Annotated in this window: 26 protein-coding genes and 1 tRNA gene; 18 read left to right on the top strand and 9 right to left on the bottom strand. The window is 70.4% G+C overall.

What is annotated here, in order from left to right; genetic code table 11:
- Positions 1-154 precede the first annotated feature (154 nt).
- Positions 155-1,426, top strand: coding sequence for an aspartate kinase (locus AOP78_RS00390; protein ID WP_062200312.1), 1,272 nt, complete (start codon positions 155-157; stop codon positions 1,424-1,426).
- A complete protein-coding gene (locus AOP78_RS00385) occupies positions 1,423-2,466 on the top strand; it encodes an aspartate-semialdehyde dehydrogenase (RefSeq protein WP_062200309.1) in 1,044 nt (347 codons plus the stop codon). Before AOP78_RS00390 ends, AOP78_RS00385 begins: the two co-directional genes overlap by 4 nt.
- A 341-nt stretch (positions 2,467-2,807) precedes the next feature.
- Here the strand turns inward: AOP78_RS00385 and AOP78_RS00380 are convergent.
- The 3 genes from AOP78_RS00380 to AOP78_RS00370 form a co-directional block, all read right to left on the bottom strand.
- Positions 2,808-2,881, bottom strand: a tRNA-Pro gene (locus tag AOP78_RS00380).
- Positions 2,882-2,980: 99 nt separating this feature from the next.
- Entirely contained in the window at positions 2,981-3,916 is a 936-nt protein-coding gene (locus AOP78_RS00375) for a metallophosphoesterase (protein WP_062200305.1), read from the bottom strand.
- The gene (locus AOP78_RS00370; RefSeq protein ID WP_062200301.1) at positions 3,916-6,558 is read right to left on the bottom strand and encodes a transglycosylase domain-containing protein; all 2,643 of its coding nucleotides are present in this window, start codon (positions 6,556-6,558) and stop codon (positions 3,916-3,918) included. The genes AOP78_RS00375 and AOP78_RS00370 overlap by 1 nt, the downstream gene beginning before the upstream one ends.
- A gap of 71 nt (positions 6,559-6,629) precedes the next feature.
- Between AOP78_RS00370 and sp36 the strand changes: the two genes are divergently transcribed.
- Entirely contained in the window at positions 6,630-6,788 is a 159-nt protein-coding gene (gene sp36 / locus AOP78_RS14935; RefSeq protein ID WP_152659339.1) for a Sp36 family protein, read from the top strand.
- Positions 6,785-7,255, top strand: coding sequence for a RidA family protein (locus AOP78_RS00365; RefSeq protein ID WP_062200297.1), 471 nt, complete (start codon positions 6,785-6,787; stop codon positions 7,253-7,255). Before sp36 ends, AOP78_RS00365 begins: the two co-directional genes overlap by 4 nt.
- Positions 7,256-7,350: 95 nt before the next feature.
- Here the strand turns inward: AOP78_RS00365 and AOP78_RS00360 are convergent, their stop codons facing one another.
- Complete coding sequence (locus AOP78_RS00360; protein WP_062200294.1) at positions 7,351-8,064, bottom strand: Crp/Fnr family transcriptional regulator; 714 nt, start codon at positions 8,062-8,064, stop codon at positions 7,351-7,353.
- Positions 8,057-8,464, bottom strand: coding sequence for a hypothetical protein (locus tag AOP78_RS00355; protein WP_062200291.1), 408 nt, complete (start codon positions 8,462-8,464; stop codon positions 8,057-8,059). The genes AOP78_RS00360 and AOP78_RS00355 overlap by 8 nt, the downstream gene beginning before the upstream one ends.
- 152 nt (positions 8,465-8,616) lie before the next feature.
- Here AOP78_RS00355 and nth point away from each other — a divergent pair, with 152 nt between their 5' ends.
- A complete protein-coding gene (nth, locus tag AOP78_RS00350; RefSeq protein ID WP_062200287.1) occupies positions 8,617-9,324 on the top strand; it encodes an endonuclease III in 708 nt (235 codons plus the stop codon).
- An 85-nt stretch (positions 9,325-9,409) separates the two neighbouring features.
- Here nth and nhaA read toward each other — a convergent pair whose 3' ends face one another.
- Together nhaA and AOP78_RS00340 are read right to left on the bottom strand one after the other, a co-directional pair.
- Positions 9,410-10,738 (bottom strand): Na+/H+ antiporter NhaA, encoded by a 1,329-nt coding sequence (gene nhaA / locus AOP78_RS00345; protein ID WP_083979611.1) that lies wholly within the window; start codon positions 10,736-10,738, stop codon positions 9,410-9,412.
- A 125-nt stretch (positions 10,739-10,863) separates the two neighbouring features.
- The gene (locus tag AOP78_RS00340) at positions 10,864-11,574 is read right to left on the bottom strand and encodes a response regulator transcription factor (RefSeq protein WP_062200283.1); all 711 of its coding nucleotides are present in this window, start codon (positions 11,572-11,574) and stop codon (positions 10,864-10,866) included.
- A 56-nt stretch (positions 11,575-11,630) separates the two neighbouring features.
- Between AOP78_RS00340 and AOP78_RS00335 the strand changes: the two genes are divergently transcribed.
- From AOP78_RS00335 to AOP78_RS00290, 10 genes are all read left to right on the top strand, one after another.
- Complete coding sequence (locus AOP78_RS00335; RefSeq protein ID WP_062200280.1) at positions 11,631-12,365, top strand: hypothetical protein; 735 nt, start codon at positions 11,631-11,633, stop codon at positions 12,363-12,365.
- Positions 12,366-12,377: 12 nt separating this feature from the next.
- On the top strand, positions 12,378-12,812 hold the full coding sequence (locus AOP78_RS00330; protein ID WP_236685247.1) for a thioredoxin family protein: 435 nt from the start codon (positions 12,378-12,380) through the stop codon (positions 12,810-12,812).
- 133 nt (positions 12,813-12,945) lie between these two features.
- Positions 12,946-13,383 (top strand): DUF4395 domain-containing protein, encoded by a 438-nt coding sequence (locus AOP78_RS00325; RefSeq protein WP_062200275.1) that lies wholly within the window; start codon positions 12,946-12,948, stop codon positions 13,381-13,383.
- A 150-nt stretch (positions 13,384-13,533) separates the two neighbouring features.
- Positions 13,534-14,145 carry a heme-binding beta-barrel domain-containing protein gene (locus AOP78_RS00320; RefSeq protein WP_062200270.1) on the top strand — a complete coding sequence of 204 codons (612 nt, stop codon included), beginning with the start codon at positions 13,534-13,536 and terminating at the stop codon, positions 14,143-14,145.
- Positions 14,146-14,158: 13 nt separating this feature from the next.
- Positions 14,159-15,316 (top strand): CAF17-like 4Fe-4S cluster assembly/insertion protein YgfZ, encoded by a 1,158-nt coding sequence (gene ygfZ, locus AOP78_RS00315; RefSeq protein ID WP_062200268.1) that lies wholly within the window; start codon positions 14,159-14,161, stop codon positions 15,314-15,316.
- A 93-nt stretch (positions 15,317-15,409) separates the two neighbouring features.
- Positions 15,410-15,670, top strand: a complete 261-nt coding sequence (locus AOP78_RS00310; protein ID WP_062200264.1) for a hypothetical protein — start codon at positions 15,410-15,412, stop codon at positions 15,668-15,670.
- Positions 15,671-15,763: 93 nt separating this feature from the next.
- Complete coding sequence (locus tag AOP78_RS00305) at positions 15,764-16,099, top strand: DUF2516 family protein (protein ID WP_062200259.1); 336 nt, start codon at positions 15,764-15,766, stop codon at positions 16,097-16,099.
- Between the two features lie 34 nt (positions 16,100-16,133).
- Complete coding sequence (dtd, locus tag AOP78_RS00300) at positions 16,134-16,559, top strand: D-aminoacyl-tRNA deacylase (protein WP_062200256.1); 426 nt, start codon at positions 16,134-16,136, stop codon at positions 16,557-16,559.
- A gap of 316 nt (positions 16,560-16,875) precedes the next feature.
- Positions 16,876-19,434 (top strand): ATP-dependent Clp protease ATP-binding subunit, encoded by a 2,559-nt coding sequence (locus tag AOP78_RS00295; protein WP_062200252.1) that lies wholly within the window; start codon positions 16,876-16,878, stop codon positions 19,432-19,434.
- Between the two features lie 263 nt (positions 19,435-19,697).
- Positions 19,698-20,714 carry an aldo/keto reductase gene (locus AOP78_RS00290; RefSeq protein ID WP_062200249.1) on the top strand — a complete coding sequence of 339 codons (1,017 nt, stop codon included), beginning with the start codon at positions 19,698-19,700 and terminating at the stop codon, positions 20,712-20,714.
- Positions 20,715-20,763: 49 nt separating this feature from the next.
- On the opposite strand, the gene AOP78_RS00285 is transcribed toward AOP78_RS00290, so the two are convergent.
- A complete protein-coding gene (locus AOP78_RS00285) occupies positions 20,764-21,663 on the bottom strand; it encodes an HhH-GPD family protein (protein ID WP_062200245.1) in 900 nt (299 codons plus the stop codon).
- Positions 21,664-21,724: 61 nt separating this feature from the next.
- On the opposite strand from AOP78_RS00285, the gene AOP78_RS00280 reads away from it, so the two are divergent.
- Positions 21,725-22,348 (top strand): hypothetical protein, encoded by a 624-nt coding sequence (locus AOP78_RS00280; RefSeq protein ID WP_062200242.1) that lies wholly within the window; start codon positions 21,725-21,727, stop codon positions 22,346-22,348.
- A 3-nt stretch (positions 22,349-22,351) separates the two neighbouring features.
- On the opposite strand, the gene radA is transcribed toward AOP78_RS00280, so the two are convergent.
- Positions 22,352-23,743, bottom strand: a complete 1,392-nt coding sequence (gene radA / locus AOP78_RS00275) for a DNA repair protein RadA (RefSeq protein WP_236685246.1) — start codon at positions 23,741-23,743, stop codon at positions 22,352-22,354.
- 77 nt (positions 23,744-23,820) lie between these two features.
- Between radA and AOP78_RS00270 the strand changes: the two genes are divergently transcribed.
- Together AOP78_RS00270 and AOP78_RS00265 are read left to right on the top strand one after the other, a co-directional pair.
- Positions 23,821-25,131, top strand: coding sequence for a hypothetical protein (locus tag AOP78_RS00270; RefSeq protein WP_152659338.1), 1,311 nt, complete (start codon positions 23,821-23,823; stop codon positions 25,129-25,131).
- Complete coding sequence (locus AOP78_RS00265; protein ID WP_062200230.1) at positions 25,128-25,721, top strand: TetR/AcrR family transcriptional regulator; 594 nt, start codon at positions 25,128-25,130, stop codon at positions 25,719-25,721. The genes AOP78_RS00270 and AOP78_RS00265 overlap by 4 nt, the downstream gene beginning before the upstream one ends.
- Positions 25,722-25,742 lie beyond the last annotated feature (21 nt).

Here is a 25,742-nt window from a genome sequence, read left to right as displayed (position 1 = left end):
ACACGATGTCGCGGCAGGTCGTCATACCCGGGTATCGACTGCAGCGGCGCCCGGGTCCGACGACCCGCGAAGCTGACACTCCGGCTCTGACTAGAATGGGGTGCCGCGACGTTCGCGTGCGCGGCCCACCCCACTCACGCAGAAGGAGTGCACCGTGCCGCTCGTGGTGCAGAAGTACGGAGGATCGTCGGTCGCTGATGCCGACGCGATCCGCCGCGTCGCCCGCCGGGTCGTCGAGACCCGCAACGCCGGGAACGACGTCGTCGTGACGGTGTCGGCGATGGGCGACACGACCGACGAGCTGATCGACCTCTCCAACGACGTCTCCGGCAACGACCACCCGCGTGAGATGGACATCCTCCTGACCGCCGGCGAGCGCATCTCGATGGCGCTGCTCGCGATGGCGGTACGCGACCTCGGCGTCGGCGCTCAGAGCTTCACGGGCCCCCAGGCCGGCGTCATCACGTCCGGCTCGTACGGACGCGCCCGCATCATCGACGTCGCGCCCGGCCGCCTGCGCCAGACGCTCGAGGGTGGCGACGTCGCGATCGTCGCAGGCTTCCAGGGCCTCAACCAGGAGACGCAGGACGTGCAGACGCTCGGTCGCGGCGGCTCCGACACGACCGCCGTCGCGCTCGCCGCGGCGCTCGAGGCCGACGTGTGCGAGATCTACACCGACGTGGACGGCGTGTTCTCCGCCGACCCCCGCGTCGTCCCCGCGGCCCGCAAGCTCGACGTCATCACGTACGAGGAGATGCTGGACATGGCGGCCTCGGGCGCGAAGGTCCTCATGCCACGCTGCGTCGAGTACGCCCGCCGATTCAACGTTCCCATCCACGTCCGCTCGTCCTTCTCGGGGCTGGAGGGCACGATGGTCGTAGGACCCACCGAAGGAGAGGAAGCCATGGAGCAGCCGATCATCGCGGGTGTCGCCCACGACACCTCCGAGGCCAAGATCACCGTCATCGGTGTTCCCGACGTCCCCGGTTCCGCCGCGCGCCTGTTCGAGTCGGTCGCCCGCGCCGAGGCGAACATCGACATGATCGTGCAGAACGTGTCCGCGACGCACACGGGCGTCACGGACATCTCGTTCACGCTGCCCACCGCGCAGGTCGACGCCGCTCGTGCGGCGCTCGAGGGCGACCACGAGTCGATCGGCTTCCGCGAGCTGGTGGTCGACGACTCGATCGGCAAGATCTCGCTCATCGGGGCGGGCATGCGCTCCGCGACGGGCGTCTCCGCCAAGTTCTTCTCGGCGCTGCGCGATGCCGGCATCAACATCGAGATGATCTCGACGTCGGACATCCGCATCTCCGTCGTCACCCGCGCCGAGCTCGTGAACGATGCCGTGCGCGCGATCCACACCGCTTTCGGCCTCGACTCGTCCCAGGGTGAGGCCGTCGTCTACGGAGGTACCGGACGATGACCCTCTCCCTCGCAGTCGTGGGCGCCACCGGCCAGGTGGGCGCCGTCATGCGTGAGCTCGTGGCCGAGCGCTTCCCCGAGGCCGACGTGCGCTTCTTCGCGTCGTCGCGCTCGGCGGGCAAGGTGCTGCCGCACCTGGGCCGCGACGTCGTCGTCGAGGACGTCGCCTCGGGCGACTACTCCGGCATCGACATCGCGCTCTTCTCCGCGGGCGGCGGCGCCTCCAAGGAGTACGCGCCGAAGTTCGCCGCGGCGGGCGCGATCGTGATCGACAACTCGTCCGCGTGGAGGAAGGACCCCGAGGTCCCGCTCGTCGTGTCCGAGGTCAACCCCGATGCGCTCGACGAGATCCCCAAGGGCATCGTCGCGAACCCCAACTGCACGACGATGGCCGCGATGCCGGTCCTCAAGCCGCTGCACGAGGCCGCCGGGCTCGAGCGTCTGGTCGTCTCGAGCTACCAGGCCGTGTCCGGCTCCGGCCTCGCGGGCGTCGAGGAGCTGCACGGGCAGGCCGCGGCCGTGATCGACGGCGCCAAGGCCCTCGCGCACGACGGCTCCGCCGTCGAGTTCCCCGCCCCCGTGAAGTACGTCGCGCCCATCGCGTTCAACGTGCTCGCGATGGCCGGCTCCGTCGTGGACGACGGCTCGAACGAGACCGACGAGGAGCAGAAGCTGCGCAACGAGTCGCGCAAGATCCTCTCGCTGCCTGACCTGCGCGTGAGCGGCACGTGCGTGCGCGTGCCCGTCTTCACCGGCCACTCGCTGTCGATCAACGCCGAGTTCTCGCGCGACATCACTCCCGCCGAGGCCTACGCGATCCTCGCCGGCGCCCCGGGCGTCAAGGTCGAGGAGGTGCCGACGCCGCTCGCCGCCGCCGGTGGCGACGTGTCGCTCGTGGGCCGCATCCGCCAGGACGGCGCGGCCGAGGGCAACAGGGGCCTCGCGCTGTTCGTCTCGGGCGACAACCTGCGCAAGGGCGCCGCGCTCAACGCGGTGCAGATCGCGGAGCTCGTCGCGGAGAGGCTGACCGCCAAGGCCTGACCCGCTCGACTTCAGGAGGCCCCCTCGCCGCGCGAGGGGGCTTCCTGCTTCCCCGGTCGCTTCCCCGGCTCGGTGACGCCCGCATCGTCCATGGCCCTGCATCGTCCCGGCTGCCGCATCGTCCCCGCACGCCGTGCACACAGATCGCTCTGCGCACGGCGTGTCCGAGCGTATCCGGGCCTCGACACGCGGGCTGCAGGGCTGGGTGTGTGCAGGACGTGCGGCGGCGGTGCGTGAGCCCCGGCCGTGCGCGACAGCAGGACGATGCGCGATGCCGGAGACGACGAAAGCCCCTTCCGCAGAAGGGGCTTCAGTCGCTGATGACCTCGGTCATCTCACGGTCGGGGTGACAGGATTTGAACCTGCGACCTCCTCGTCCCGAACGAGGCGCGCTACCAAGCTGCGCCACACCCCGTGATTTGAGCCTGCTCAGGATACCGGACTACTGGCCGGAAACTGAAATCGGTGCCCTCGACGCACAAGGACCAGGACGATGCGCCTCACGCCCGGTCCGTCAGGCCCGCGCGGTGAGCGTGAGCAGCGTGGCCTCGGGCCTGCACGCGAAGCGCACGGGGGCGTACGGCGAATGGCCCAGCCCCGCGGACACATGGAGCCACGAGGAGTCGAGCCCCCCGCGATCGGGGCGCGCGCCGGGCCACCCGGACAGCCCCTTGACGCGACCCGTGTCGATGTCGCAGTTGGTGACGAGAGCCCCGTAGCCGGGGACGCACACCTGGCCGCCGTGCGTGTGCCCCGCGAGGATCAGGTCGCAGCCGTCCTCGTGGAGCCCGTCCAGGACGCGCGTGTAGGGCGCGTGGGTGACTCCGATCCGGACGTCGCCTCGCTCATCGGAGGGCTCGGGCATCGCGTCCCTGCCGATGTGAGCGTCGTCGGTGCCCACGAGGCTCAATGTGAGACCGTCGACCTCAAGACCTCCTCGCGCGTTCGTGAGGTCCACCCAGCCCGCGTCGCGCAGCGCCGCGCGCAGCTGCGCGTGAGGCAGCTCGGCGCGATCGGGGTGCAGCGTGGAGGGACCGGCGAAGTACTGGAACGGGTTGAGGCGGCGAGGCCCGTAGTAGTCGTTGGAGCCGAAGACGAAGGCCCCGGGGCGCGCCATCAGCGGCGTGAGCGCCTCGATGAGCGCGGGAACCGCGTCGGGGTGCCCGAGGTTGTCACCGGTGTCCACGACGATGTCGGGCGCGAGGCTCGCGAGGTCACGCACCCAGGCGACGCGGTCCCGCTGGTACGGCGCGAGGTGCAGGTCCGACAGGTGCAGAACCGTGACGGGCGCCGCGCCGGCGGGAAGCACGGGGACGGTGACGTGACGGAGCACGTAGCGTCGCGCCTCGATGAGCCCCCACGCGAGCGCAGACGCTCCGAGCCCGGCCGCGACGGCGGCGCCGCGTGCGGCGATCACCCCGGCACGGCCGGGCTCGGAGCCGCGTGACATCAGTTGCTCGACCCGTTCTTCGACGAGCTCTTGTCCTTGCCCCCACCGTTGGTGGTCGTGGTGGTCTCGGTCGTCGTCTCCGTCGTGGTGCTGTCGGCCGTGGCGTCGGGGGATGCCTCGTCCGTGCTGTCATCCGTGGTCGGCCACCCGTTGGGCGGGTTGGTCTCGAACTCGGCCGGTGGCCACGTCGAGCCCCAGTAGTCGTCGGGAGCCACGGTGGCGTCCCAGCCGTCGGGCCAGTTGTACCACCAGTCCGGGAGGGTGCTCGTGGCGACGTAGTACGTGATGGTGGAGCCTGGCAGCGCCTTCGAGTAGGACGACGGCGACTGCGCGGCCACCGTCCCTTCGGAGTAGCTCGTCGAGTACACGGTGCTGCTGGAGTACTTGAAGCCAGCCTTCGTGATGGCGTACTTCGCCTGCGCCTCGGTCATGCCGATGACGTTCGGGACGCTCACCGGTGTGCCGTACATGACGTCGCTGCTCGGCGTCTCGATGAAGTCGGTGTTCTCCTTGCCCTCGAGGGCGCGATCCATGTAGGCCGCGAAGGTTGGCGCGGAGATCGTGTTTCCGTAGATCCAGCCCGAGTAGTAGTGGCCGTTGAGGGTGAGGTTCTTGCCGTCCACGTCGTGGTCGGGGTTGCCCAGCCAGACCGCCGTGGTGAGCTCGGGCGTGTACCCGACGAACCACAGGTGACGGTTCATCTGCGACGTACCGGTCTTTCCCGCCACCTCTCGGCCGTTCGCGAGCTTGGCGTTCGTTCCCGATCCGTACTCGACCACCTTGGACATCGCGTACTGGACGCCCACGGCGATCTCCTCCGAGATCACCCGCTCACACGATTCCTGCGGTGGGATGATCGCCTCGCCCTCCGAGTCCGTCGGAGTGTTGCCCTCAGAGTCGGTGATCTTCAGGATCGCGTACGGCTCGCAGTGGACGCCGTCGTTCGCGAAGGTCTGCATCACCGATGCCATCGTCAGGGGCGATGCGTTCTGGGTGCCGAGCGTGATGGACGGCACGTACTCGATCTCGGCACCGTCGGCACGCTGGAACCCGAGCCGCTCCGCCATCTCCACGACGTCGCACAGGTCGAGCTGGTTGGACATGGCGACGTACGCGGTGTTCACCGAGTTGGCCGTCGCCTGAAGCACCGTCATGCTCGTTCCGCCGCTGCCGCCGACGTTCGTCGGTTTCCATGTGCCGCCGCCTGTGAGGTCGGTGCAGCTCGCCGGCCACTCGGAGACGTCGTACTCCTTGATGTACGCGCTGACCGTCTGGTTGAGCGATCTTCCCGATTCGAGCCACGTCGCGAGGATGATGGGTTTGAAGGTCGATCCTGGAGAGAACCCGCGAGATCCTCCGTAGTCTCGGTCGGTCGAGTAGTTCACCGAGGTGGAGTTCGGCGCCTCGGACGTGGGATCGAACTCGCGCGTCTGGCTCATCGCGAGGATCTGGCCCGTCGACGTGTCGAGCGACACGAGCGCCATCGCCCACCCGGATGGATCGTCGATCGGCAACGAGTTGGTGAGCTCCTCGTTCGCGATCTTCTGGTACTTGAGGTTCAGCGTGGTGACGATGTCGAGGCCACCCTTGTACAGCAGCTCCGTCCCCTCGCCGTGGAACGCCTCGTCCTGCTTGATGATCTTCGTCACGTAGTCGCAGAAGAACGGCGCGGACGCGGACGCCGAGCACGAGAACTTCGGGTACGAGATGTTCATGTAGTCCTCGAGGGGCGTCGCGACGTACTCCTCGTACTGCTCCTGCGTGATGACATCCTGGTCGACCATGCGCTTGAGCACCGTGTTGCGACGCTCGAGCGACGCCTCCGGGTTGCGGACCGGGTCGTACTTCGACGGGTTCTGCGTCACGCCGACGATCGTCGCGGCCTCGAGCGCGTTGACCTCGGCGGCCGACTTGGAGAAGTAGTACTGCGCCGCGGCCTCGACCCCATAGGTGTTGGTGCCGAACTGCGCGATGTTGAGGTACTGCTCGAGGATCTGCTCCTTGCCGCAGTCGACCTCCGGAGCGCTCGTGCAATCGGTCCCCAGCGCGGCGTTGAGCTTCTCCTCGAGAGCGAGCGCGAGGCGCCACTCCTTGATCTTGCGCTCGTAGGTGGTGGCGGTCGCCTCCTTGATGGCGTCGTCGTCACCGGAGTCGATGGCCTTCTGGAGGAGGGTGTTCTTCACGACCTGCTGGGTGAGCGTCGAGCCGCCCTGCGTGCTGTCCGACGTGAGGTTCGAGCTGATCGCGCGAAGGATGCCCTCGCCGTCCACGCCGTTGTGCTTCCAGAACCTGTTGTCCTCGACCGCGACCACGGCCTCCTGCAGCCACGGAGAGATCTCCTCGAGCGGGACGACGACGCGGTTCTGCGAGTAGAACGTCGCGATGAGCGTCTTGCCGTTGCGCGCGTAGATGTTCGACTGCTGCGGCAGGGTGACGGAGTCGAGCTCGTCTGGCAGCTCCTCGAACAGGTCCGACGCGCCCTGCGCGGTGTTGCCCGCGACGGTCACGACCGGCAACGCGAGGCCGGCGAGCAGCACACCCGCCACGACGGACAGCACGACGAACGCGATCAGCCCGCCGATGAGCTGTGGGAACGTCGCGCGACCATCACGGCGCGCGCGTTCGGAGACGAAGACACCCATGCCCCAACCTTACGTTGCCCAGCCAACGCCTCGGACGACCCCGGGGTTCCCTGGGGGATAGGCTCGGCACCATGACGACGTGGGAGTACTCGACCGTTCCGCTCATCGATCACGCGACCAAGCAGATCCTCGACCAGTGGGGCGAGGACGGCTGGGAGCTCGTGCAGGTCGTGACCGGACCCACCGGTGGGCTCGTGGCCTACATGAAGCGCCCCCGGGGCGACGCATGAGCGCCTCGCAGCGCCTCGCGGCGCTCGGCCTGACGCTTCCCGAGGTGGCGATCCCCGTCGGCACCTACGTGCCCGCGCTGCGCCAGGGCGACCTGATCCACACCTCGGGTCAGCTGCCGTTCGTCGACGGCTCGCTGCTCGCGACCGGTCACGTCGGCCAGCGAGCCGACGACGTCACGCCCGAGAAGGCCGCCGAGTGCGCCCGCGCCGCGGCCCTCAACGCGCTCGCCGCGGCGGCGCAGGCGGCCGGCGGCCTCGACTCGATCGAGTCCGTGGTCAAGGTCACGGGCTTCGTCTCGTCCGCTCCCGACTTCACACAGCAGCCCGCCGTCCTCAATGCGGCGTCGGCGCTCATGGTGGACGTGTTCGGCGAGGCCGGACGGCACGCGCGCTCCGCCGTGGGCGTCGCGGCGCTTCCGCTCGGAGCGCCCGTGGAGGTCGAGATCGTGGTGGCAGTCCGCCACTGACGGCCCGCCCCGGCAGACGGGGAGAACGACGAAGGGACGATGCGCGCTCGGGCGAGCGCCGCATCGTCCCTTTCGTGTGAGCCGGGCCCGCGCGGTCAGCGCGAGCGGGCGCGCAGACGGTCCGGCTCGTACACCTCGACCGAGCCGATGTGCACGTCGATCCAGCCGCGCGAGGCGAAGTCCGCGAGCGCCTTGTTGACGGTCTCGCGCGACGCGCCGACGAGCTGCGCGAGCTCCTCCTGCGTGAGGCCGTGGCGCACGGTCACGTGACCGCGCTCCATGCGTCCGAAGCGGTGACCCAGGTCGAGGATCGCCTTCGCGACGCGGCCGGGGACGTCGGAGAACACGAGGTCCGCCATCGTGTTGGTGGTGCGTCGGATGCGCTGCGCGAGCGCGCGCAGCAGGTGCCTGGACATGTCGAGGTGCTCGTCGAGCCACGCGTCGAGCGTCGCCTTGGGCAGTTCGTAGAGCACCGACTCCTCGACGACGTGGGCGCGCGAGAGGCGTGGGCCCGGGTCGAAGACCGAGAGCTCGCCGACCATGTCGCCGACGCCCATGAGGCCGAGCAGGTTCTCGCGGCCGTCGCGCGCGGTGCGCGCGAGCTTCACCTTGCCCTTGACGACGACGTACATGACGTCGCCCTCGTCGCCCTCGTTGAAGATCGTCTCGCCCTTGGAGAACTCGCGCCGGGGCATCTGCGCGATCAGCGAGCGCGCGCTGGCCGCGTCCATGCCGCCGAACAGCGGCGATGACCTCAGCAGCTGCTCCTCGCGCGTCGTGTTCGCGGAACCCTGGGGTGCCTCAGGCATAGCGCCGCTCCGCGACATCGCGCCGGTGTGCCTCACCCATCGCCTTGACCATCAATGCCGTCACCGTCTCCAGGTTCTCCGCGACCCGGGCCTCATAGGCCTCGAGACGCATATCAAGAGTGTCCAACTCCTCGATGCTACCGGGCGCGACGCTTCCTGCCTCGGGCCACACCGCAGCGACGAGCTCTCTCGCGCTCGGGGCGTCGGCCGCGAGGGCGGTCCAGATGTCGTCGAGCACGAGGGCCTCGGCGCCTCCCGGCCTCGCGAGCGCGGCGACGGTCAGCTCGCGACGCGCGGCTACGAGCCGTCGCCACCACCGGACGCGAGCGATCTCACGGCGGATGTCGCGCCGCCGCTGCCGCAGCTCCGCGATCCGTTCCGCGGACGCCATGGTGCTCATTCCACTCCCTGGGGCTCGCGAGGGCACACATCCCTGCAGGACCTCTGTCCCCCCCTCTATCGGTTCGCCGAGTCCCTCTCTTGAGAGTTCCTCGGCCCGGGACGACGCGACGGCGAGGGTGGGCGACGCGATGGTCACCTAGGGTGGACGGCATGTCCAGCCGCACCCCGCTGACCGTCGCCGCCTCAGACGATGCCGCCCCGCCCGTGGCGCTCGTCCGCCGGGCCCGAGCGATCAACCGGGCGCTCGCCGAGGTCTACCCCGACGCGCACTGCGAGCTCGACTACGGGACGCCCTTCCAGCTGCTGGCCGCCACGGTCCTGTCCGCCCAGTGCACGGACGTGCGGGTCAATCAGGTGACGCCTGGCCTGTTCGCCGTGTACCCCGACGCGCGGGCCATGGCCGACGCGGACCGGGACGCGCTCGAGGCGCTCATCAAGCCCACCGGGTTCTATCGAGCGAAGGCGGAGTCGCTGCTGGGACTCAGCCGGGACATCGTCGAGCGATACGACGGCGAGGTTCCGGGACGCCTCAAGGATCTCGTCACGCTCCGCGGGGTCGGCAGGAAGACGGCGAACGTCGTGCTCGGCAACGCCTTCGACGTGCCAGGCATCACGGTGGACACCCACATGGGCCGCCTCGCGCGACGACTGGGCCTCACGGTCAACGAGGATCCCGTGGTGGTCGAGCGCGACCTCATGGCGCTCATCGAGCGGCGCGAGTGGACGCTGTGGTCCCACCGGGTGATCTTCCACGGACGACGACGCTGCATGGCTCGCAAGCCCGACTGCGGCTCATGCGAGATCGCGGCGCTGTGCCCGACCGCGCCCGGCGCCAAGGTGCGCCAGGCGTCCTCCTAGGCGCCGCATCCTGAGGCACCGCACTCCCTGAGACACCGCATCGTCCTGGAGGGGCGATGCTGCACGCGCTCAGTGCTGCAACGACTCAGTGCGTGTCGGCACCGTCCTGCTTCGGCGCCGGCTCGGCGACGCCGCCGATCTCGCGCGCGAGCTCGTGCGCGTCGCCCATGCGGTCGTGACCGACAGGGATCGAGCGCGACTCGTAGGTCTTCCGATAGCTCCGGTCCCGCCACGCGAGCATCGCGGCGCCCAGGACCGCGGCGAGCACCGAGGCCGCGAGCACGGACATCTTCACCTCTGCCTCGCGCTCGCCGTTGAAGGCGAGGTCGCCGATGAGGAGCGACACCGTGAAGCCGATGCCCGCGAGGAAGGCCATGCCCAGGACGTCGGGCCAGCTGATGCCTCGGTCCAGGTTGGCGCGCGTGAAGGTCGCGACGAGCCACGTCGCGAGGAAGATGCCGAGCGGCTTGCCGATCACGAGACCGACGACGACACCCTGGGCGACAGGATCCGAGATCGCGCTCGACAGCGCCTCGCCGGACAGCGTGACGCCCGCGGCGAACAGCGCGAACACGGGAACCGCGAAGCCCGCGGAGACCGGGCGCCACAGGTGCTCCCAGTGCTCGGCGAGGGAGTGCTTCTCGCCCTTGGCCTTGATCGCGGGGACGGCCATGCCGAGCGCGACGCCGGCGATGGTCGCGTGGATGCCGGAGGCGTGCATGAAGGCCCACGCCGCGAACGCGAGCGGGAACAGCAGCCACGGCGACGTGATCCGCTTGGACGCGAGCACCGCGAAGACGATGATGCAGGCCACGGACGCGCCCAGCATCACGAAGTCGATCTCGTCGGTGAAGAACACCGCGATGATGATGATCGCCAGGAGATCGTCGACCACGGCGAGCGTCAGCAGGAAAGCGCGAAGCGCGTTCGGCAGCCACTTGCCGACCACGGACAGCACCGCGACCGCGAAGGCGATGTCGGTGGCCGTCGGAACCGCCCACCCGGCGGTCGAGCCGCCGTCCTGAAGGTTCACGACCGTGTAGAGGATCGCGGGCATCGCCATGCCGCCGATCGCGGCGACGATCGGCACGATCGCGGTCGAGGGGCGTCGCAGCTCGCCGACGACGATCTCACGCTTGAGCTCGAGACCCACGACGAAGAAGAAGATGGCGAGGAGCCCGTCCTTCGCCCAGTGGGCGAGGTCGAGGTGGAGGTGCAGCGCCTCGGGGCCGATGGTGAACGACTTCATCGCCTCGTACGAGTCCGACCACGCCGAGTTCGCCCAGATCAGCGCGGCGACGGTGCCGATCAGCAGCAGGATGCCTCCCGCGCGCTCGGTCCTCAGCACATCGGCGAGCGTGCGCTCGGTCGATGGGGTGAGTCGCGAGAATAGACGCGCGGGCTTGTTCGGCATGCGGGCTCCTGGGTCGGGGTACAGGGATCCACGTCCAGGTTACTCAGGCGCGCAGGGGCCTGCCCTCGTGCTCAAGGATGACTGTGCGCGCCGCGGGACACGGCGCGCCCGACTCACCGAGGCCTCTACGCCTTGGCGGTCTCGGGATCCGCGGCGGGCTTGGGAGCGGGCGGGTCGAAGCGGTAGCCGACGTTGCGGACCGTGCCGATGAGCTGCTCGTGCTCCGAGCCGAGCTTGGCTCGCAGGCGACGCACGTGCACGTCGACGGTGCGGGTGCCGCCGTAGTAGTCGAAGCCCCACACCTCCTGGAGCAGCTGGTCACGCGTGTAGACGCGGCCGGGATGCTGCATGAGGTACTTGAGGAGCTCGAACTCCTTGTAGGTCAGGTCGAGCGGCACGCCCTTGAGCCTGGCCGTGTAGCCGCCGACGTCCACCGTGAGATCGCCCGAGGAGAACTCGGCGGCCTTCTCCAACGGATCCTCGGAGCTCGCGCGGCCCATCATGAGCCTGATGCGAGCCTCGACCTCGGCGGGCGAGGCATCGGCGAGCACCACGTCGTCCGCGCCCCACTCGCTCGTGACGATCGACATCCCGCCATCCCTGAGCACCAGCAGCAGTGGCACGGTCACCCCGGTGACCTGCACAAGCTTGCAGTTGTTGCGCGCCTGGGCGAGATCGTTGCGGGCATCGACGACGAGCACGTCGGCGTCCATCGCATCGAGCATCGCGGCGGGCTCGGGCTCGACCACGCGAGTCCGATGGCTCAGCAGTGAAAGGGCAGGCAGGACCGCGCCAGCCCCGTCTCCGGACGGGGTGAGCACAAGCAGGTCTGCCATCGCCACCTCCCGATTGGCTTAACTGTAGCGGGGCGGCGCATGCCAGACTAACCACCATGGCTCCGACATCCCGCGCGTCGATCACCGCCGTCGCCGCCGCACTGGTCGCGGGCTCGGGCTACCTGGGGGCGAGATACCTCGCGCTCGCCATCCTGGCCATGGCCGTCGCCATGGGGATCGGGTGGTCGAGCCTCGTGCATGTGGGCCATCGGTGGACCACCGCGGGCATCGTGGGTGGCGGCGGGGTCGTCGCCCTCGTCGCCGTCGCGGTCGGCCGCAGCGAGCCCTACCTGCGGTACATCGCGATCGCCCTCGCGGCGGTCACGGTGGCGGCGCTGGTCGCCCAGGTGTTCTTCCCCTCTCCGCGCGGACATGTGCTCAGCTCGGTCTCGGGAACGGCCGCGGGCGGCGCGATCGCGACCTCGGGCGCGGCCTGGGTGGCCGCGGTCCGCACGCCCGGCGCGGAGGACCTCGTCGTCGCCGGCGCGATCACGCTCGCGATGGCGGCGGTGTTCTCCGCCGCGACACGCAACCCCGGCGTCAACGCGATGCTCACGTTCACGCTCGGGGCAGGCGCCGGCGCGGCCATGGGCCTCCTCTTCCCCTCTCTCAGCTGGTACGGCGGCATCCTCACGGGCCTCTTGACGGGGGCCGCCGTCGTGCTGATGGCGGAGATGAACCGACGCGAGCCGCGGCCTCGCTCCCGCTGGGCGGGAATATCCTCGGCGATCGCGCCCGTTCTCATCGCCGGCACGCTCGTCTACCTGGCGGGCCGCCTGCTCATCGGTTGACGGAGGTCCCCCTTGCTCGTTCGAGTGCTGATCGTGCTCGCCCTGCTCGTGATCGCGTCGCTCGCGTACTGGTGGTGGTCAAGCCGCCAGGGTCGCGTGACGCGCGTCGAGATCCCGGGCGCGCTCACGCCCGCAGTGTTGGGCGCTCCGCGCGGCTACCGCGCGACCTTCGTGCAGTTCTCGACCCCGGTGTGCGCGAAGTGCCCGCCCACCAAGGCGCTGCTCACCCGGGTCGCCGAGGAGTACGAGGGCGTGAGCCACGTCGAGATCGACGCGTCGGAGCGACTCGAGCTCGCGCGCGAGCTCGACATCATGCGCACCCCGACGACGCTCGTGCTCGACACGAACGGGGTCGTGGTCGCCCGCATCTCGGGCGCGCCGTCCGAGGCGCAGGCGCGCGAGGCGATCGACGCGACCCCGCCCGCCGGCACCGAGTACGCGATCTGACAGCCCCCAGCGCGGGCGCCCACCCGGCCCGCGCATCGTCCCGATACCTGCCAGGGCATGACGCCCACCCGCGTCGTCCCTCTACAATCCCCGCACGTGCCTGAGGGCACGACCCCCACCCCCGGAGGAAGACATGGCCAAGGACATCCGCATCGACCCACGCGGCCCGCGCTTCGGCGCGGCCGTGACGCTCGTGATCGCTGTCGCGGCACTCGTCGTCGGCGCGAACAGCGTCGGGCTCGTGCTCGCGTTCCTGCTCGCGGCGCTGTTCATGCCCGGCGCGATCGTCGGCCCGCAGGCCACGGTGCAGTCGTGGGCGTTCCAGAAGTGGGTACGCCCGCGCCTGGACCCGCCCACCGAGACCGAGTCGTTCCGCGCGCCGCGCTTCGCGCAGCAGGTCGGGCTCGGCTTCGCGGTGCTCGCGATCGCGTTCCTCGGCTTCGGCGTCGTGCTCGGCTTCTACATCGCGATCGGCTTCGTCGTGATCGCGTCGTTCCTCAACGCGGTGTTCGACTTCTGCCTGGGCTGCGAGGTCTACCTGCTCGCGACGCGCGCCACCAGGCGCGCGTGAGCGGCGCCTGACCACGGCAGGCCTTTCGTCCTAGGATGAACGCATGACAGCACTGGGGCTCCTCTTCACCGTCCTCGCGGTGCTCGGCTTCGCCGCCACCGCGTGGATCGTCGGCATCGTCGCCTACCGCCTGCTGAAGGACGGAGCGCGGTGACCTTCACTCTTCCCGACGGCCTGGCTCCCGAGGTCTATCCCCTCGCGTGGCTCGTGGGTGAATGGGAGGGCTCGGGCGAGCTCTCCTACCCCGGCATCGAGGCGACGGCCTTCCGCCAGCGCCTCTCGTTCGACCACGACGGCGGCCCGTACCTCATCTACTCGTCGACCATCACGCTGATGGGTCCCGACGGCGAGGAGGGCCTCGTGTGGCAGGTCGAGTCCGGCTTCTGGCGAGTCGCGCCGTCGGCGCCCGAGGGCGTCGAGCTGCAGGACTTCCAGCACCCGCTCGAGGTCATCCTCACCGAGGCGTCCGGCGTCATCTCGGCGTACATGGGCGCGGTCGGCAACGGCCGTGTCGATCTGGCGACACGCTTCATCGCGTCGACCGAGAGCGGCCCCGAGGTGCGCGGCGCGACCCGCATGTACGGCAACGTCAAGGGCGAGCTCATGTGGGCGTGGGACCTCGCGGCCTTCGGCCAGGAGCTCCAGTCGTATGCCGCCGCGCGGATGTCGCGCGCGGGCGAGGAGTCCGGGGTCGTCGGCCTCGACGATGCCGCTGGCGGGACGGACGATGCGCCCGCCGGGGAATCCCCCGAGGCGCCCTGAGCGTTCCTCCCCCATGAGCACCACGACCACGAGCCCCCTGCTGTCACGCCATGGCGCCGTCGAGGCGACCGGCCTCGATGCGGGGGTCGCGTGGCACTACGGCGACCCGACCGCGGAGCAGCGCGCGCTCGCGCAGGGACGCGCGGTCGTGGACCAGTCGCACCTGGGGATCCTCACGGTCACCGGGCCGGATCGGCTCTCGTGGCTCAACTCGCTGTCGACCCAGGAGGTCGCCGCGCTCTCCCCTGGAGCATCGACCGAGCTCATGATCCTCAGCCCGCAGGGCCGGATCGAGCACGTCGCCGCCGCGGTGGACGACGGTGAGACCACGTGGCTCATCACCGAGACCCCCGCGGGGCTCGCGACCTTCCTTGACCGGATGCGCTTCATGCTGCGCGTCGAGGTCGTGGACGTCACGCCCGAGTGGGCGGCGCTGGGCGAGGCCGTGCGCGCTCCCGCCGCGGACGGGGAGCCCGTCACGTGGGTGGATCCGTGGCCCTTCGTCGCTGCCGGCGGCACCACGTACGCGGCCTCGGCCGACACGCACCCGGGGACGATGCGTCCCTGGCGGCTCGTGCTCGTCCCCCGCGCGACGCTGGGCGCCGAGGTCGACGCGCGCCTCGCGTCGGGCTGGACGCTCGCCGGCACCTGGGCGAGCGAGGCCCTGCGCATCGAGGCGTACCGGCCCCGCGCTGCGGCCGAGGTCGACGAGACCTCGCTGCCGCACGAGCTCGACTGGCTGCGCACCGCCGTGCATCTGCACAAGGGCTGCTACCGCGGCCAGGAGACCGTGGCGAAGGTCCACAACGTCGGCCGGCCGCCTCGTCGCCTCACTCTTCTTCACCTCGACGGCTCCGCGCACGCGCTCCCCGAACCCGGGGCGCCGGTTCTGCTCGGCGACGCGGACGATGCGGCGGTCGCCGGGCACGTCACGTCCGTCGCGCGCCATCACGAGCTGGGCCCGATCGCACTGGCCGTGCTCAAGCGGTCCACCGACCCGTCGGCCACGCTCGTCGTGCCGTCGGACGGCGGGCCGCTCTCGGCCGCGCAGGAGCTGATCGTCAACGCGGACGGCTTCAGCGCCGACCGCCCGCCCAAGGTCGGACCCACCATGAAGGGCCTGCTGATGGGCAAGGGCTGCGCCGCCGACGGCGGCGACATGCCTGACTGACCCTTCGCAGCATCTGACAGGTGACTGCGTGTCGCCATCTGTTGCGGCGACCGCGCGGCGAGCGCATGATGAGCGCACGTTCAAGGGGGAATCATGGAGAACGCACTGCTCGTGCTCGCGCTTCTGGCGCTCGTCGTCGTGCTGGTCGCCGGCACCGTGTGGAAGCCGCCGCCGCTCCCCCACGCCGCGCTGTGGGCGCTGTCCGCGCTCGCCTTCATCGCGCTGGCCGTCACCGAGCAGGGCCTTCAGCGTTACCTGTCGATCGGGATCGCGGCGATGGACATCGCGGAGGCTATCCGCCACCTCCGCCAGTGGCAGCGATCCCGCGCCATTGAAGAGGCCACCGTCGCCTGAACGCCGTCGAGGTGTGATCGCCACCGTTCCGCGCTGAGCACCCCCCGCGCTACCCTGGTGCGCGTCGCATCGCCGGTCCCCGAGGAGCCTGACTTGTTCGCCTTTCTGCAGAACCTCGTGATCATCGTGCTCTCGGTAGCCGCCTTCGTCGGCTCGGTGTGGGCGCTGATCGACGCCGCGAAGTACTCCAACGAGGCCTACGTCGCCGCGGGCAAGCAGACCAAGCCGATCTGGCTCGGGATCCTCGGCATCGCCGCGCTGATCGCGTTCATCTCGGTTCCCGCGCCGATCGGCATCGGCAGCGGGATCATCGGCTTCTTCGGCCTGCTGTCGATCGTCGCCGTGCTCGTCTACTTCGTCGAGGTGCGAGTCAAGGTCGCGCCGCACCACCGCCCGGGCTCGCGCGGCCCCAAGGGCGGGACATGGTGACCCTGGCTCGCCCGCTGCTCCCGGACACCCGCCCGTGAAGGCCGTCCTCCAGCGCGCCTCACGCGCGTCGGTCACGGTCGACGGCGTCGTCACCGCCTCCTTCGACCGCCAGGGGATCCTCGCCCTCGTGGGCGTGACGCACGACGATGGTCCGGAGCAGGTCGAGACGATCGCCCGCAAGATCGCGGATCTGCGCATTCTCGATGACGAGCGCTCGGTGCTCGACGAGGGCGCTCCCGTCATCGTCGTCAGCCAGTTCACGCTCTACGCGGATACTCGCAAGGGCCGCCGCCCCACGTGGAACCAGGCGGCGCCCGGACCGGTGGCGGAGCCTCTGGTCGATGCCGTGGTCGAGTCGCTGCGCGGACGCGGGCTCGAGGTCGGGACCGGCGTCTTCGGCGCAGACATGAAGGTCGAGCTCGTCAACGACGGGCCGATCACGATCATCGTCGAGGCCTAGGAACCGCCCGCGCCTACGGCGATTTCGCCCGACCCAGGCGCCTCCCTCGCTCTATCCGCATCATCCCGGCCGCAACCCCCGCATCGTCCCCGTGTTGCCGGGACGTGTCGCATCGTCCCCGTATGAGACGGCGGTCACAGGTCTTGTTTCCTGTGGGTGAACAGTGTCACGCCCCTGGCGAACACGGGCATTCGGTGCCCTTGGCGCTGGTTAGCCTGGAAGCGCACGGGGGCGGTGTCTCCCGTGCGGCGACCCTTGGCAGTGTGCAAGGGCCGCGACTCCCGGCCTCGGCCGGACAACTCTTTGGGAGGTTCACATGTTCGAGCGGTTCACCGATCGGGCCCGCCGAGTGGTCGTGCTTGCGCAGGAAGAGGCGCGCATGCTCAACCACAACTACATCGGGACCGAGCACATCCTGCTCGGCCTCGTGCGCGAGGGCGAGGGCGTCGCGGCCAAGGCCCTCGAGGCGATGGACATCTCCCTCAACGGCGTCCGCGAGCAGGTGCAGGAGATCATCGGCGAGGGCTCGCACGCCCCCTCCGGCCACATCCCCTTCACCCCGCGCGCCAAGAAGGTCCTCGAGCTGTCGCTGCGCGAGGCGCTGCAGCTCGGACACAACTACATCGGCACCGAGCACATCCTGCTCGGCCTGATCCGCGAGGGCGAGGGCGTCGCGGCCCAGGTGCTCGGCAAGCTCGGCGCCGACCTGGGTGGAGTGCGCCAGCAGGTCATCCAGCTGCTCTCCGGCTACGAGGGCAAGGAGCCCGCCGCCGCCGGTGCAGGCTCGGGTCCCGCCGAGGGCACCCCCGCCGGCTCGACCGTGCTGGACCAGTTCGGCCGCAACTACACGCAGGCCGCACGCGAGGGCAAGCTCGACCCGGTCATCGGCCGCGAGCTCATCCAGGAGCGCGTGATGCAGGTCCTGTCGCGCCGCACCAAGAACAACCCCGTGCTGATCGGCGAGCCCGGCGTCGGCAAGACCGCCGTCGTCGAGGGCCTCGCCCAGGCCATCGTGCGCGGCGACGTGCCCGAGACCCTCAAGGACAAGCACCTCTACACGCTCGACCTCGGCTCCCTGGTCGCGGGCTCCCGCTACCGCGGTGACTTCGAGGAGCGCCTCAAGAAGGTCCTCAAGGAGATCCGCACGCGCGGCGACATCATCCTGTTCATCGACGAGATCCACACCCTCGTGGGTGCGGGTGCCGCCGAGGGCGCGATCGACGCCGCGTCGATCCTCAAGCCCATGCTGGCCCGCGGCGAGCTGCAGACCATCGGCGCCACGACGCTCGACGAGTACCGCAAGCACGTCGAGAAGGACCCCGCGCTCGAGCGCCGCTTCCAGCCCATCCAGGTGCCGGAGCCCGAGCTCGCCCACGCGATCGAGATCCTCAAGGGCCTGCGCGACCGCTACGAGGCGTTCCACCGTGTCACCATCACGGACGATGCGATCGTCGCCGCCGCGCAGATGGCCGACCGCTACATCTCCGACCGCTTCCTGCCGGACAAGGCGATCGACCTCATCGACGAGGCGGGCGCGCGCCTGCGCATCCGCCGCATGACCTCGCCGCCCGAGTTGCGCGACCTGGACGACAAGATCGCGAACGTGCGTCGCGACAAGGAGTCCGCGATCGACGAGCAGGACTTCGAGAAGGCCGCGTCGCTGCGCGACGTCGAGCGCCGCCTCACCGAGGAGCGCTCCTCGAAGGAGGAGGCCTGGAAGTCCGGCGATCTCGACGTCGCCGCGGTCGTGGACGAGGACCTGATCGCCGAGGTGCTGTCGATGTCGACCGGTGTGCCGGTGACCCGCGTCAGCTCCGACGAGTCCGGGCGCCTCCTGCGCATGGAGGACGAGCTGCACAAGCGCATCATCGGCCAGGAGCAGGCCGTCAAGGTGCTGTCGCAGTCGATCCGCCGCACGCGCGCCGGCCTCAAGGACCCGAAGCGTCCCGGTGGCTCGTTCATCTTCGCCGGCCCGACCGGTGTCGGAAAGACCGAGCTCGCCAAGGCGCTCGCCGAGTTCCTGTTCGGCGACGAGGACTCGCTGATCTCGCTCGACATGTCCGAGTACGGCGAGAAGCACACCGTGGCCCGCCTCTTCGGCGCGCCTCCCGGCTACGTCGGCTTCGAGGAGGGCGGCCAGCTCACCGAGAAGGTCCGCCGCAAGCCGTTCTCCGTCGTCCTGTTCGACGAGGTCGAGAAGGCCCACCCGGACATCTTCAACTCGCTGCTCCAGATCCTGGAGGACGGCAAGCTGACCGACGCTCAGGGCCGTGAGGTGAACTTCAAGAACACCATCATCATCATGACCACCAACCTGGGTGCCGACGCGATCTCGCGCCGCCAGGCGACGGGATTCTCCGTCCAGCGCGAGGGTGGCCAGACGTACGAGGAGATGCAGAGCCTGGTGAGCACCAAGCTCAAGGAGCACTTCCGCCCCGAGTTCCTCAACCGCGTCGACAACACCGTGGTCTTCCCGCAGCTCACGCAGAAGGAGATCATCCAGATCGTCGACCTCATGGTCGCCCGCCTCGACGAGCGCATGAAGGACAAGGACATGGGCATCGTGCTCACGCCCGCGGCCAAGGCGCTGCTCGCGGAGAAGGGCTACGACCCCGTGCTCGGTGCGCGTCCCCTGCGTCGTGCCCTCCAGCGCGACATCGAGGACACGCTGTCGGAGAAGATCCTGTTCGGCGAGGTCACGTCGGGCCAGATCGTCCGCGTGGACGCGGAGGGCGAGGGCATCCTCGGCGAGTTCACGTTCGAGGGACTCGACAAGGACGACGTCACGGGCGAGCCCACGACGGCCGACGCGATCGTCGGCTCGGGCGTGGACACGACCGAGGCCAAGCCCGAGGCTGAGCCCAAGGAGTCCTGAACCCGGGCGGCTCGACCGCACCGCTTCGGCAAGGCCCGTCGCCCCGCAAGGGGCGGCGGGCCTTCGCCGTTCCCGGACGATGCGGGACCTCCCTCTCCCGCGCCCCGCCGACGCTCGCATCGTCCGTGCCCCCCGTTGCACCCTGGCGGGACATGAGTGCCGGATCTGCCGCGGATCCGGCACTCATGTCCCGCCAGGAGACATCGGGATGGGCGGGCGGGCCTGGGGTGGGCACCGGCCGGGCCCGGCAATAGGCTGGCGGCATGACTCACGATCCGTATGTGGCCGACGCCGCCCGCTACGACTCCATGGACTACCGCCGCTGCGGCCGCTGGGGCTTGAAGCTCCCCGGCGTGAGCCTCGGCCTGTGGCAGAACTTCGGCGACACCAAGCCGCAGGAGACGATGCGCGACATCGTCCTCGCCGCCTTCGACGCGGGCGTCACGCACTTCGACCTCGCGAACAACTACGGTCCGCCCCCCGGCAGCGCGGAGATCAACTTCGGGCGGATCCTCGCCGAGGATCTGAAGCCGTACCGAGACGAGATCCTCATCAGCACCAAGGCCGGGTATCACATGTGGCCCGGGCCGTACGGGGAATGGGGCTCGCGCAAGTACCTGCTGTCGAGCCTCGACCAGTCGCTCACCCGCATGGGGGTCGACTACGTCGACATCTTCTACCACCACCGCCCCGACCCGGACACGCCCATCGAGGAGTCGATGATGGCGCTCGACCAGGCGGTGCGCTCGGGCAAGGCGCTGTACGCGGGCATCTCCAACTACGACGCGCATGGCACGCGCGAGGCGGCGCGCATCCTGCGCGAGCTCGGCACGCCCCTGCTCATCCACCAGCCGCGTTACAACATGTTCGACCGCCGCGTGGAGCAGGACGGACTGCTCGACGCTCTCGGCGACGTGGGCGCAGGAGCGATCGTCTTCTCGCCGCTCGCTCAGGGACTGCTGACCGACCGCTACCTGGGCGGCGTCCCGGCCGGCTCGCGCGTGACGCACTCCGCGTTCCTGTCCGAGAAGAACATCACCGACCTGTACCTCGAGCGCGCGCGGGCCCTCAACGAGATCGCCGTGGGGCGCGGGCAGACGCTCGCTCAGATGGCGCTCACGTGGGTGCTGCGCGACTCGCGCGTGACGTCCGCGCTGGTGGGCGCCTCGTCGGTCGAGCAGCTGCACGCGAACCTCGCCGCTCTCGACGCCGCGCCGCTCTCCGACGACGAGCTGAGGGCGATCGAGCCGCACGCCGTCCACGGGACCGAGTGGCTCTAGAACCAGGGACGATGCGGATGACGGCCGGAGTGCGGCCGTCGCCGCGCGCTCACAGCGCGTAGGCGCCGCGCTCCTCGTCGACCAACCTGACCAGCCCGTCCTCCACGAGCGACTCGAGGCACGAGTCGAGCTGCCCCGGCTCGACGTCCTCGAGCGAGGCATGCCCCGTGACGGTGACCGGCACGTGCGCCGCGCGCAGCAGCGCCATGATCCGGCCGCGTACCTGACGATCGGTGCCGTGCCACGGCTGCACCTTCCGGGGGGCCTGCTCGAGCCCGGTCGCGCCCTCGGCCAGCCAGCGGCAGTCGGCCGCGAGCGGGCACTCGTCACAGCGCGGCACCCGCGCGGTGCAGACGAGCGCGCCGAGCTCCATCGAGCCCGCCGCCCAGGCGACTGCTCGTGACGCATCGTCCGGGACCAGGGACGATGCGTGCTCCCGCTCGCCGACCGTCTGGTGCAGGGCGGGAAGGGGCCTTCCCTCCCAGGCCCGCCCGATGACCCGGCGGACGTTCGTGTCCAGGACGGTGGCGCGTCGTCCGTAGGCGAAAGCGGCGACTGCGGCGGCCGTGTACGCGCCGATCCCGGGAAGGGCGAGGAGGGTCCCCTCATCGGCGGGAACCGAGCCACGGTGCCGCTCGACGAGCGCGACCGCGCACTCCCACAGCCTCTTGGCGCGCCGGGGATACCCGAGGCGTCCCCACGCGCGCACCGCGTCGGCCTGCTCGTCGGCGGCGAGGGCTGCGGGCGTCGGCCAGCGCGCCATCCACTCGCGCCACACGGGCTCGACCCGGACGACCGGAGTCTGCTGGAGCATCACCTCGCTCACGAGCACGCCCCACGGCGAGCAGTCGGAGCGCCTCCACGGCAGGTCGCGGGCCTCCGTCGCGAACCAGTCGATCACCTCCCCCACCATGCGGGCGTCGCGGTCGGCTTGCGGCGTGGTCGGCATGCCTTCATTGTTCCAGCGCTGAGCGTGACTACCGTGAAGTGACAAAAGGGAAGGAGCGGTCATGGACGGTCTACGGCACCCGGTCGGGCGCAAGCCTGCGCGGGTCTACTGGATGCGGCGCCTGCTGCTCCTCGCGATCGTCGTGCTCGTGGTCGTGGTCGCCTGGTTCCTGATCTTCGCGCCCTCGGGCGACGGCACCGCCGAGGAGAGCGACCCCGCCGCCACCGCGAGCGTGAGCGCCGACGCGACGACGTCAGCCGCGGCCGCTGACGCGGCGGCCGACGCGAACCGCGCGTGCGGCGTCGACGACGTCGAGATCGCCGTGACGCCAGCCGACTTCTCCGTCGCGGTCGGCACCGCCCCGGTGTTCAAGGTCAAGGTCACGCACGTCGGGTCCTCCGCCTGCCTGTTCAGCACCGGTGGCAAGGACAGCGATCTCGTGATCACCTCGGGCAGCGAGGAGATCTACTCGACCGCCGACTGCCGCAAGGAGTCGACCATCAAGGAGAGCGACTTCCTGCTGTCCGACGGCTCGACCGAGAAGTTCAACGTGACGTGGACCGGCAACTGGTCCGCGCCCGACTGCGGAGACTCTCCCAACGAGACGCAGGCCGGCTACTACTGGGCCACGCTCACCCTGCAGGGCATCGAGGCCGAGCCCACGCAGTTCGAGATCACCGCGTAGCGGCTAGAACGGCGCGGCCGCGCGGTCCTCGGCGGGCAGCGCGACGTGCACCGCCTCGGCGAGCGTCTGCACCGGGTGCAGGCGAACCCCGGTCGGCGCCTTCACGTTCTTGGCCGAAGCAGGCACGACGATGTCGCGGAATCCCAGACGTCCGGCCTCGGCGACGCGCTGCGACAGCGCGCTCACGGGTCGGATCGCGCCGGACAGCGCCACCTCGCCGACGGCAGCCAACCCCTCGCGGACCGGCCGATCGAGCCGCGCGGACGCGAGCGCGAGGGCGAGCGCGACGTCCGCCGCGGGCTCTGTCACCCTGGCGCCGCCGATCGTGGACACGTAGACGTCGTCGGCGGCGACCGCGAGACCGGCACGGCGGTGCAGGACCGCGAGGATCATCGACACCCTCGCGCCGTCGATCCCGGAGGTCGCGCGCCGGGGGTTGCTGAGCGCGGACGGCGCGACCAGCGCCTGGATCTCCGACGGCAGGGGCCGCTTGCCGTCCAGGGTGATGGTCGCGCAGGTGCCGGGCACGTGTGCGCCGTCGTGGGAGAGGAACAGTCCCGACGGATCGGAGACCGACTCGATGCCGTCATCGACGAGCTGGAAGCAGCCGACCTCATCGACCGAGCCGAAGCGGTTCTTGATCGCGCGCAGCAGACGCAGCGCTGAGTGCTGCTCACCCTCGAACTGGCATACGACATCCACCAGATGCTCGACGAGGCGCGGTCCGGCGACCGACCCGTCCTTGGTGACGTGCCCGACGAGCACCGTCGGGATTCCTCGGGTCTTCGCGGCCTGGATGAGCGACTGCGCGACCTCGCGCACCTGACCGACGCCTCCCGCCGTCCCCTCGATCTCCGCGGAGGCGAGGGTCTGGATCGAGTCGACCATCATGAGATGCGGCTCGGCGGAGTCGATGTGCGACAGCACCGCGCCCAGGTCCGTCTCGGCCGCGAGCAGCACTCCGCGCTCGAGCGCACCGATCCTCTCCGCGCGCAGCCGCACCTGCCCAGCGGACTCCTCACCGGTGACGTACAGGACGCGGTCCCCGGAGCGCGCGGCCCGCGCGGCCACGTCGAGCAGGAGGGTCGACTTGCCGACCCCGGGCTCGCCCGCGAGCAGGATCACCGCGCCTGGCACGAGGCCTCCGCCCAGGACGCGATCGAACTCCCCCACTCCCGTAGGGCGTCGCGTCGACGACTCGGCCGAAACGTCGGGGATGGGGGTGGCTGCGTGCGTGGGCGCTGTCGCCTTGGTCGCGGGTCCCGCCGCGGACACGCCTGCCTCCACCACGGTGCCCCACGCCTGGCACTCGCCGCAGCGACCGACCCACTTGACCGCCGTCCAGCCGCACTCGGTGCAGCGGTAGCCGGGGGCGCTTCGACGGTTGGTTGCCATGGTGGACACGGTAGCCGGGAGGTCCGACATCCCGCGCGCCTCGGCCCGCCGTCGGACGCAGACCCTAGGCTGGGGCCATGTCGGACACCCGTGGTGCGTCACAGCCGACGCCTGAGGAGGCGACGGACTGGCAGTCCTTCCCCACTCCTGCCCGCGCGATGACCCCCGAGCCGATCGAGGGCGACGAGGGCGAGGTCATCCCGGCGGTGACCCCTCCCGCAAGCGACGAGATCATGCCGACCACGGGCAGCATCCCCTTGACGCCCGTCGGCGGACGACCCGTGTCGCCGTACGATCACCCGGAGGCCGACGGAGCACCCGCGGACCAGGTTCAGCTGCTCGGGGAGACGGCCGTGACGAATGCGGCACTCGAGGCGTCGGGAGCACCCGCGCAGAGCGTCCCGGCAGGGTGGATGCGGGCCTCGAGCCCGGCGGACTCCCCTTCGAGCAGGCTCACGCCGCCCTTCGGCGCGGAGGAGGCCCCCTTCACCCCGCGCTACGAGCCTCGGACGATCTTCGCTCCCGTGAGCCTCGCGGAGACCGAGGAGCCCGCGATGGCTTCTGAGAGCAGCGACCCGGCATCGATCGCACTCGGCGCTGCCGCGGCGGCATCGCACCAGAGCGCTGCCCCCGACGTGACCTGGCCGCCCGCGGCCTCGGCAGAGACCCCGGCCCAGGAGCCTGCCGCGCCCGAGCCCGCGGAGCCCGAGGCACCGACGGGGTCTGACGACGCGCAGGACACGGACGCGCACGACGACCTCATGCACGAGGACGACGGGCAGGGCACGCCCCCGAGCGGAGGCGACGTCGATTCCGCGGGACGACCCCGCGCGTCCCTTCCTGTGATCGCCGCGCTTGTGCTGGCGGGCATCGTGGTGTGGGCGGGCATCGGCTACGGCATCGTCGTCGCGCTGTCGCCCGATCCGGTGGTCGTGGCGGCCGAGATCCATGTCACCGGCCCGGCAGGGCCCTCGATCGAGCCGACAGCCCTCCCGGACGACGCGTCCGCCTTCCTCTCAGCCATCCCGCTCACGGCGGGAACGTTCGCGCTCACCGCGGTGGACGCGCTCGACCCGGAGGGGGACGCCCTCCCCCAGCGCGCCGCCGAGGCGTACGACCTGCGCTACAGCGACGGCACCGACATCATCGATGTGCTCGCGATCCAGCACTACGAGGTCAAGGCGGCCACGAAGGCCTACAAGGCCCTCGCCAAGGGCGGGGAGGAGCTCGGCGACGTCACGGATGCCGCAGGTGAGGTCGTCGGGACCGCCTCGGTCATCGAGACGGACGATGCGACCACCGTCGTGTGGCGCAACGCGACCGCGGTCTTCGTGGCGACGGGCGACCACGACCAGCTGCTCGAGCTGTACAACAAGTACGGACTGTGACGCCGGCGCCGCGAGGCCCCCGGGGCGCGGGTTCCGACACCCGCGCCGAGATCCTGGCCGCCGCCGCGAACGTGTTCGTGCGCGACGGCTACTCGGCATCGATGCGCGCTGTCGCACGCGCGGCCGGCGTCGACCCCGCGCTGGTCCGGCACTGGTTCGGATCGAAGCTCGAGCTGTTCGTCACGGCGCTGCGCCCGGCGGAGCGCGACGACCCGAGGCTCGCGCGCCTCATCGAGGTTCCCGAGGACGAGCTCGGCGCCGCGCTCGTCGACCAGTTCCTCCGACTCTGGGACGACCCGGTCGACGGGGTGCGCATGCGCACGGTCCTGCGCACCGCGATCGCGTTCGACGAGGTCGCGGACGCGGTGCGCGGCGTCATGATGAACGACGTCATGCTCCAGGTGCTGCTCGCGCGCGGATACGACGAGGACGATGCGCTGCTGCGGGCCTCGCTCGTCGGCTCGCAGATGATCGGGCTCGCCGTCGCGCGCCATCTGCTCGGGTTCAGCAGACTGGAGGAGGCGCCGCGGGCCGATCTCGTGGCGATCTACGGTCCGACGGTGCAGAGGTACCTCACCCAGGACCTCTGAGGGGTTGCGCGGAGGCACGGA

It is taken from the genome of Demequina salsinemoris (assembly GCF_000974805.1).
Classification (GTDB): Bacteria; Actinomycetota; Actinomycetes; order Actinomycetales; family Demequinaceae; genus Demequina; species Demequina salsinemoris.
This window is presented reverse-complemented; position numbering and strand designations above follow the sequence as displayed.

Excerpts from the sequence above, each read along its gene's own strand:
- AOP78_RS00385 (WP_062200309.1), top strand. The coding sequence starts at position 1,423 with ATGACCCTCTCCCTCGCAGTCGTGGGCGCCACCGGCCAGGTGGGCGCC.
- AOP78_RS00375 (WP_062200305.1), bottom strand. The coding sequence starts at position 3,916 with ATGTCACGCGGCTCCGAGCCCGGCCGTGCCGGGGTGATCGCCGCACGC.
- AOP78_RS00370 (WP_062200301.1), bottom strand. The coding sequence starts at position 6,558 with ATGGGTGTCTTCGTCTCCGAACGCGCGCGCCGTGATGGTCGCGCGACG.
- sp36 (WP_152659339.1), top strand. The coding sequence starts at position 6,630 with ATGACGACGTGGGAGTACTCGACCGTTCCGCTCATCGATCACGCGACC.
- AOP78_RS00365 (WP_062200297.1), top strand. The coding sequence starts at position 6,785 with ATGAGCGCCTCGCAGCGCCTCGCGGCGCTCGGCCTGACGCTTCCCGAG.
- AOP78_RS00360 (WP_062200294.1), bottom strand. The coding sequence starts at position 8,064 with ATGCCTGAGGCACCCCAGGGTTCCGCGAACACGACGCGCGAGGAGCAG.
- AOP78_RS00355 (WP_062200291.1), bottom strand. The coding sequence starts at position 8,464 with ATGAGCACCATGGCGTCCGCGGAACGGATCGCGGAGCTGCGGCAGCGG.
- nth (WP_062200287.1), top strand. The coding sequence starts at position 8,617 with ATGTCCAGCCGCACCCCGCTGACCGTCGCCGCCTCAGACGATGCCGCC.
- nhaA (WP_083979611.1), bottom strand. The coding sequence starts at position 10,738 with ATGCCGAACAAGCCCGCGCGTCTATTCTCGCGACTCACCCCATCGACC.
- AOP78_RS00340 (WP_062200283.1), bottom strand. The coding sequence starts at position 11,574 with ATGGCAGACCTGCTTGTGCTCACCCCGTCCGGAGACGGGGCTGGCGCG.
- AOP78_RS00335 (WP_062200280.1), top strand. The coding sequence starts at position 11,631 with ATGGCTCCGACATCCCGCGCGTCGATCACCGCCGTCGCCGCCGCACTG.
- AOP78_RS00325 (WP_062200275.1), top strand. The coding sequence starts at position 12,946 with ATGGCCAAGGACATCCGCATCGACCCACGCGGCCCGCGCTTCGGCGCG.
- ygfZ (WP_062200268.1), top strand. The coding sequence starts at position 14,159 with ATGAGCACCACGACCACGAGCCCCCTGCTGTCACGCCATGGCGCCGTC.
- AOP78_RS00310 (WP_062200264.1), top strand. The coding sequence starts at position 15,410 with ATGGAGAACGCACTGCTCGTGCTCGCGCTTCTGGCGCTCGTCGTCGTG.
- AOP78_RS00295 (WP_062200252.1), top strand. The coding sequence starts at position 16,876 with ATGTTCGAGCGGTTCACCGATCGGGCCCGCCGAGTGGTCGTGCTTGCG.
- AOP78_RS00290 (WP_062200249.1), top strand. The coding sequence starts at position 19,698 with ATGACTCACGATCCGTATGTGGCCGACGCCGCCCGCTACGACTCCATG.
- AOP78_RS00285 (WP_062200245.1), bottom strand. The coding sequence starts at position 21,663 with ATGCCGACCACGCCGCAAGCCGACCGCGACGCCCGCATGGTGGGGGAG.
- AOP78_RS00280 (WP_062200242.1), top strand. The coding sequence starts at position 21,725 with ATGGACGGTCTACGGCACCCGGTCGGGCGCAAGCCTGCGCGGGTCTAC.
- radA (WP_236685246.1), bottom strand. The coding sequence starts at position 23,743 with ATGGCAACCAACCGTCGAAGCGCCCCCGGCTACCGCTGCACCGAGTGC.
- AOP78_RS00270 (WP_152659338.1), top strand. The coding sequence starts at position 23,821 with ATGTCGGACACCCGTGGTGCGTCACAGCCGACGCCTGAGGAGGCGACG.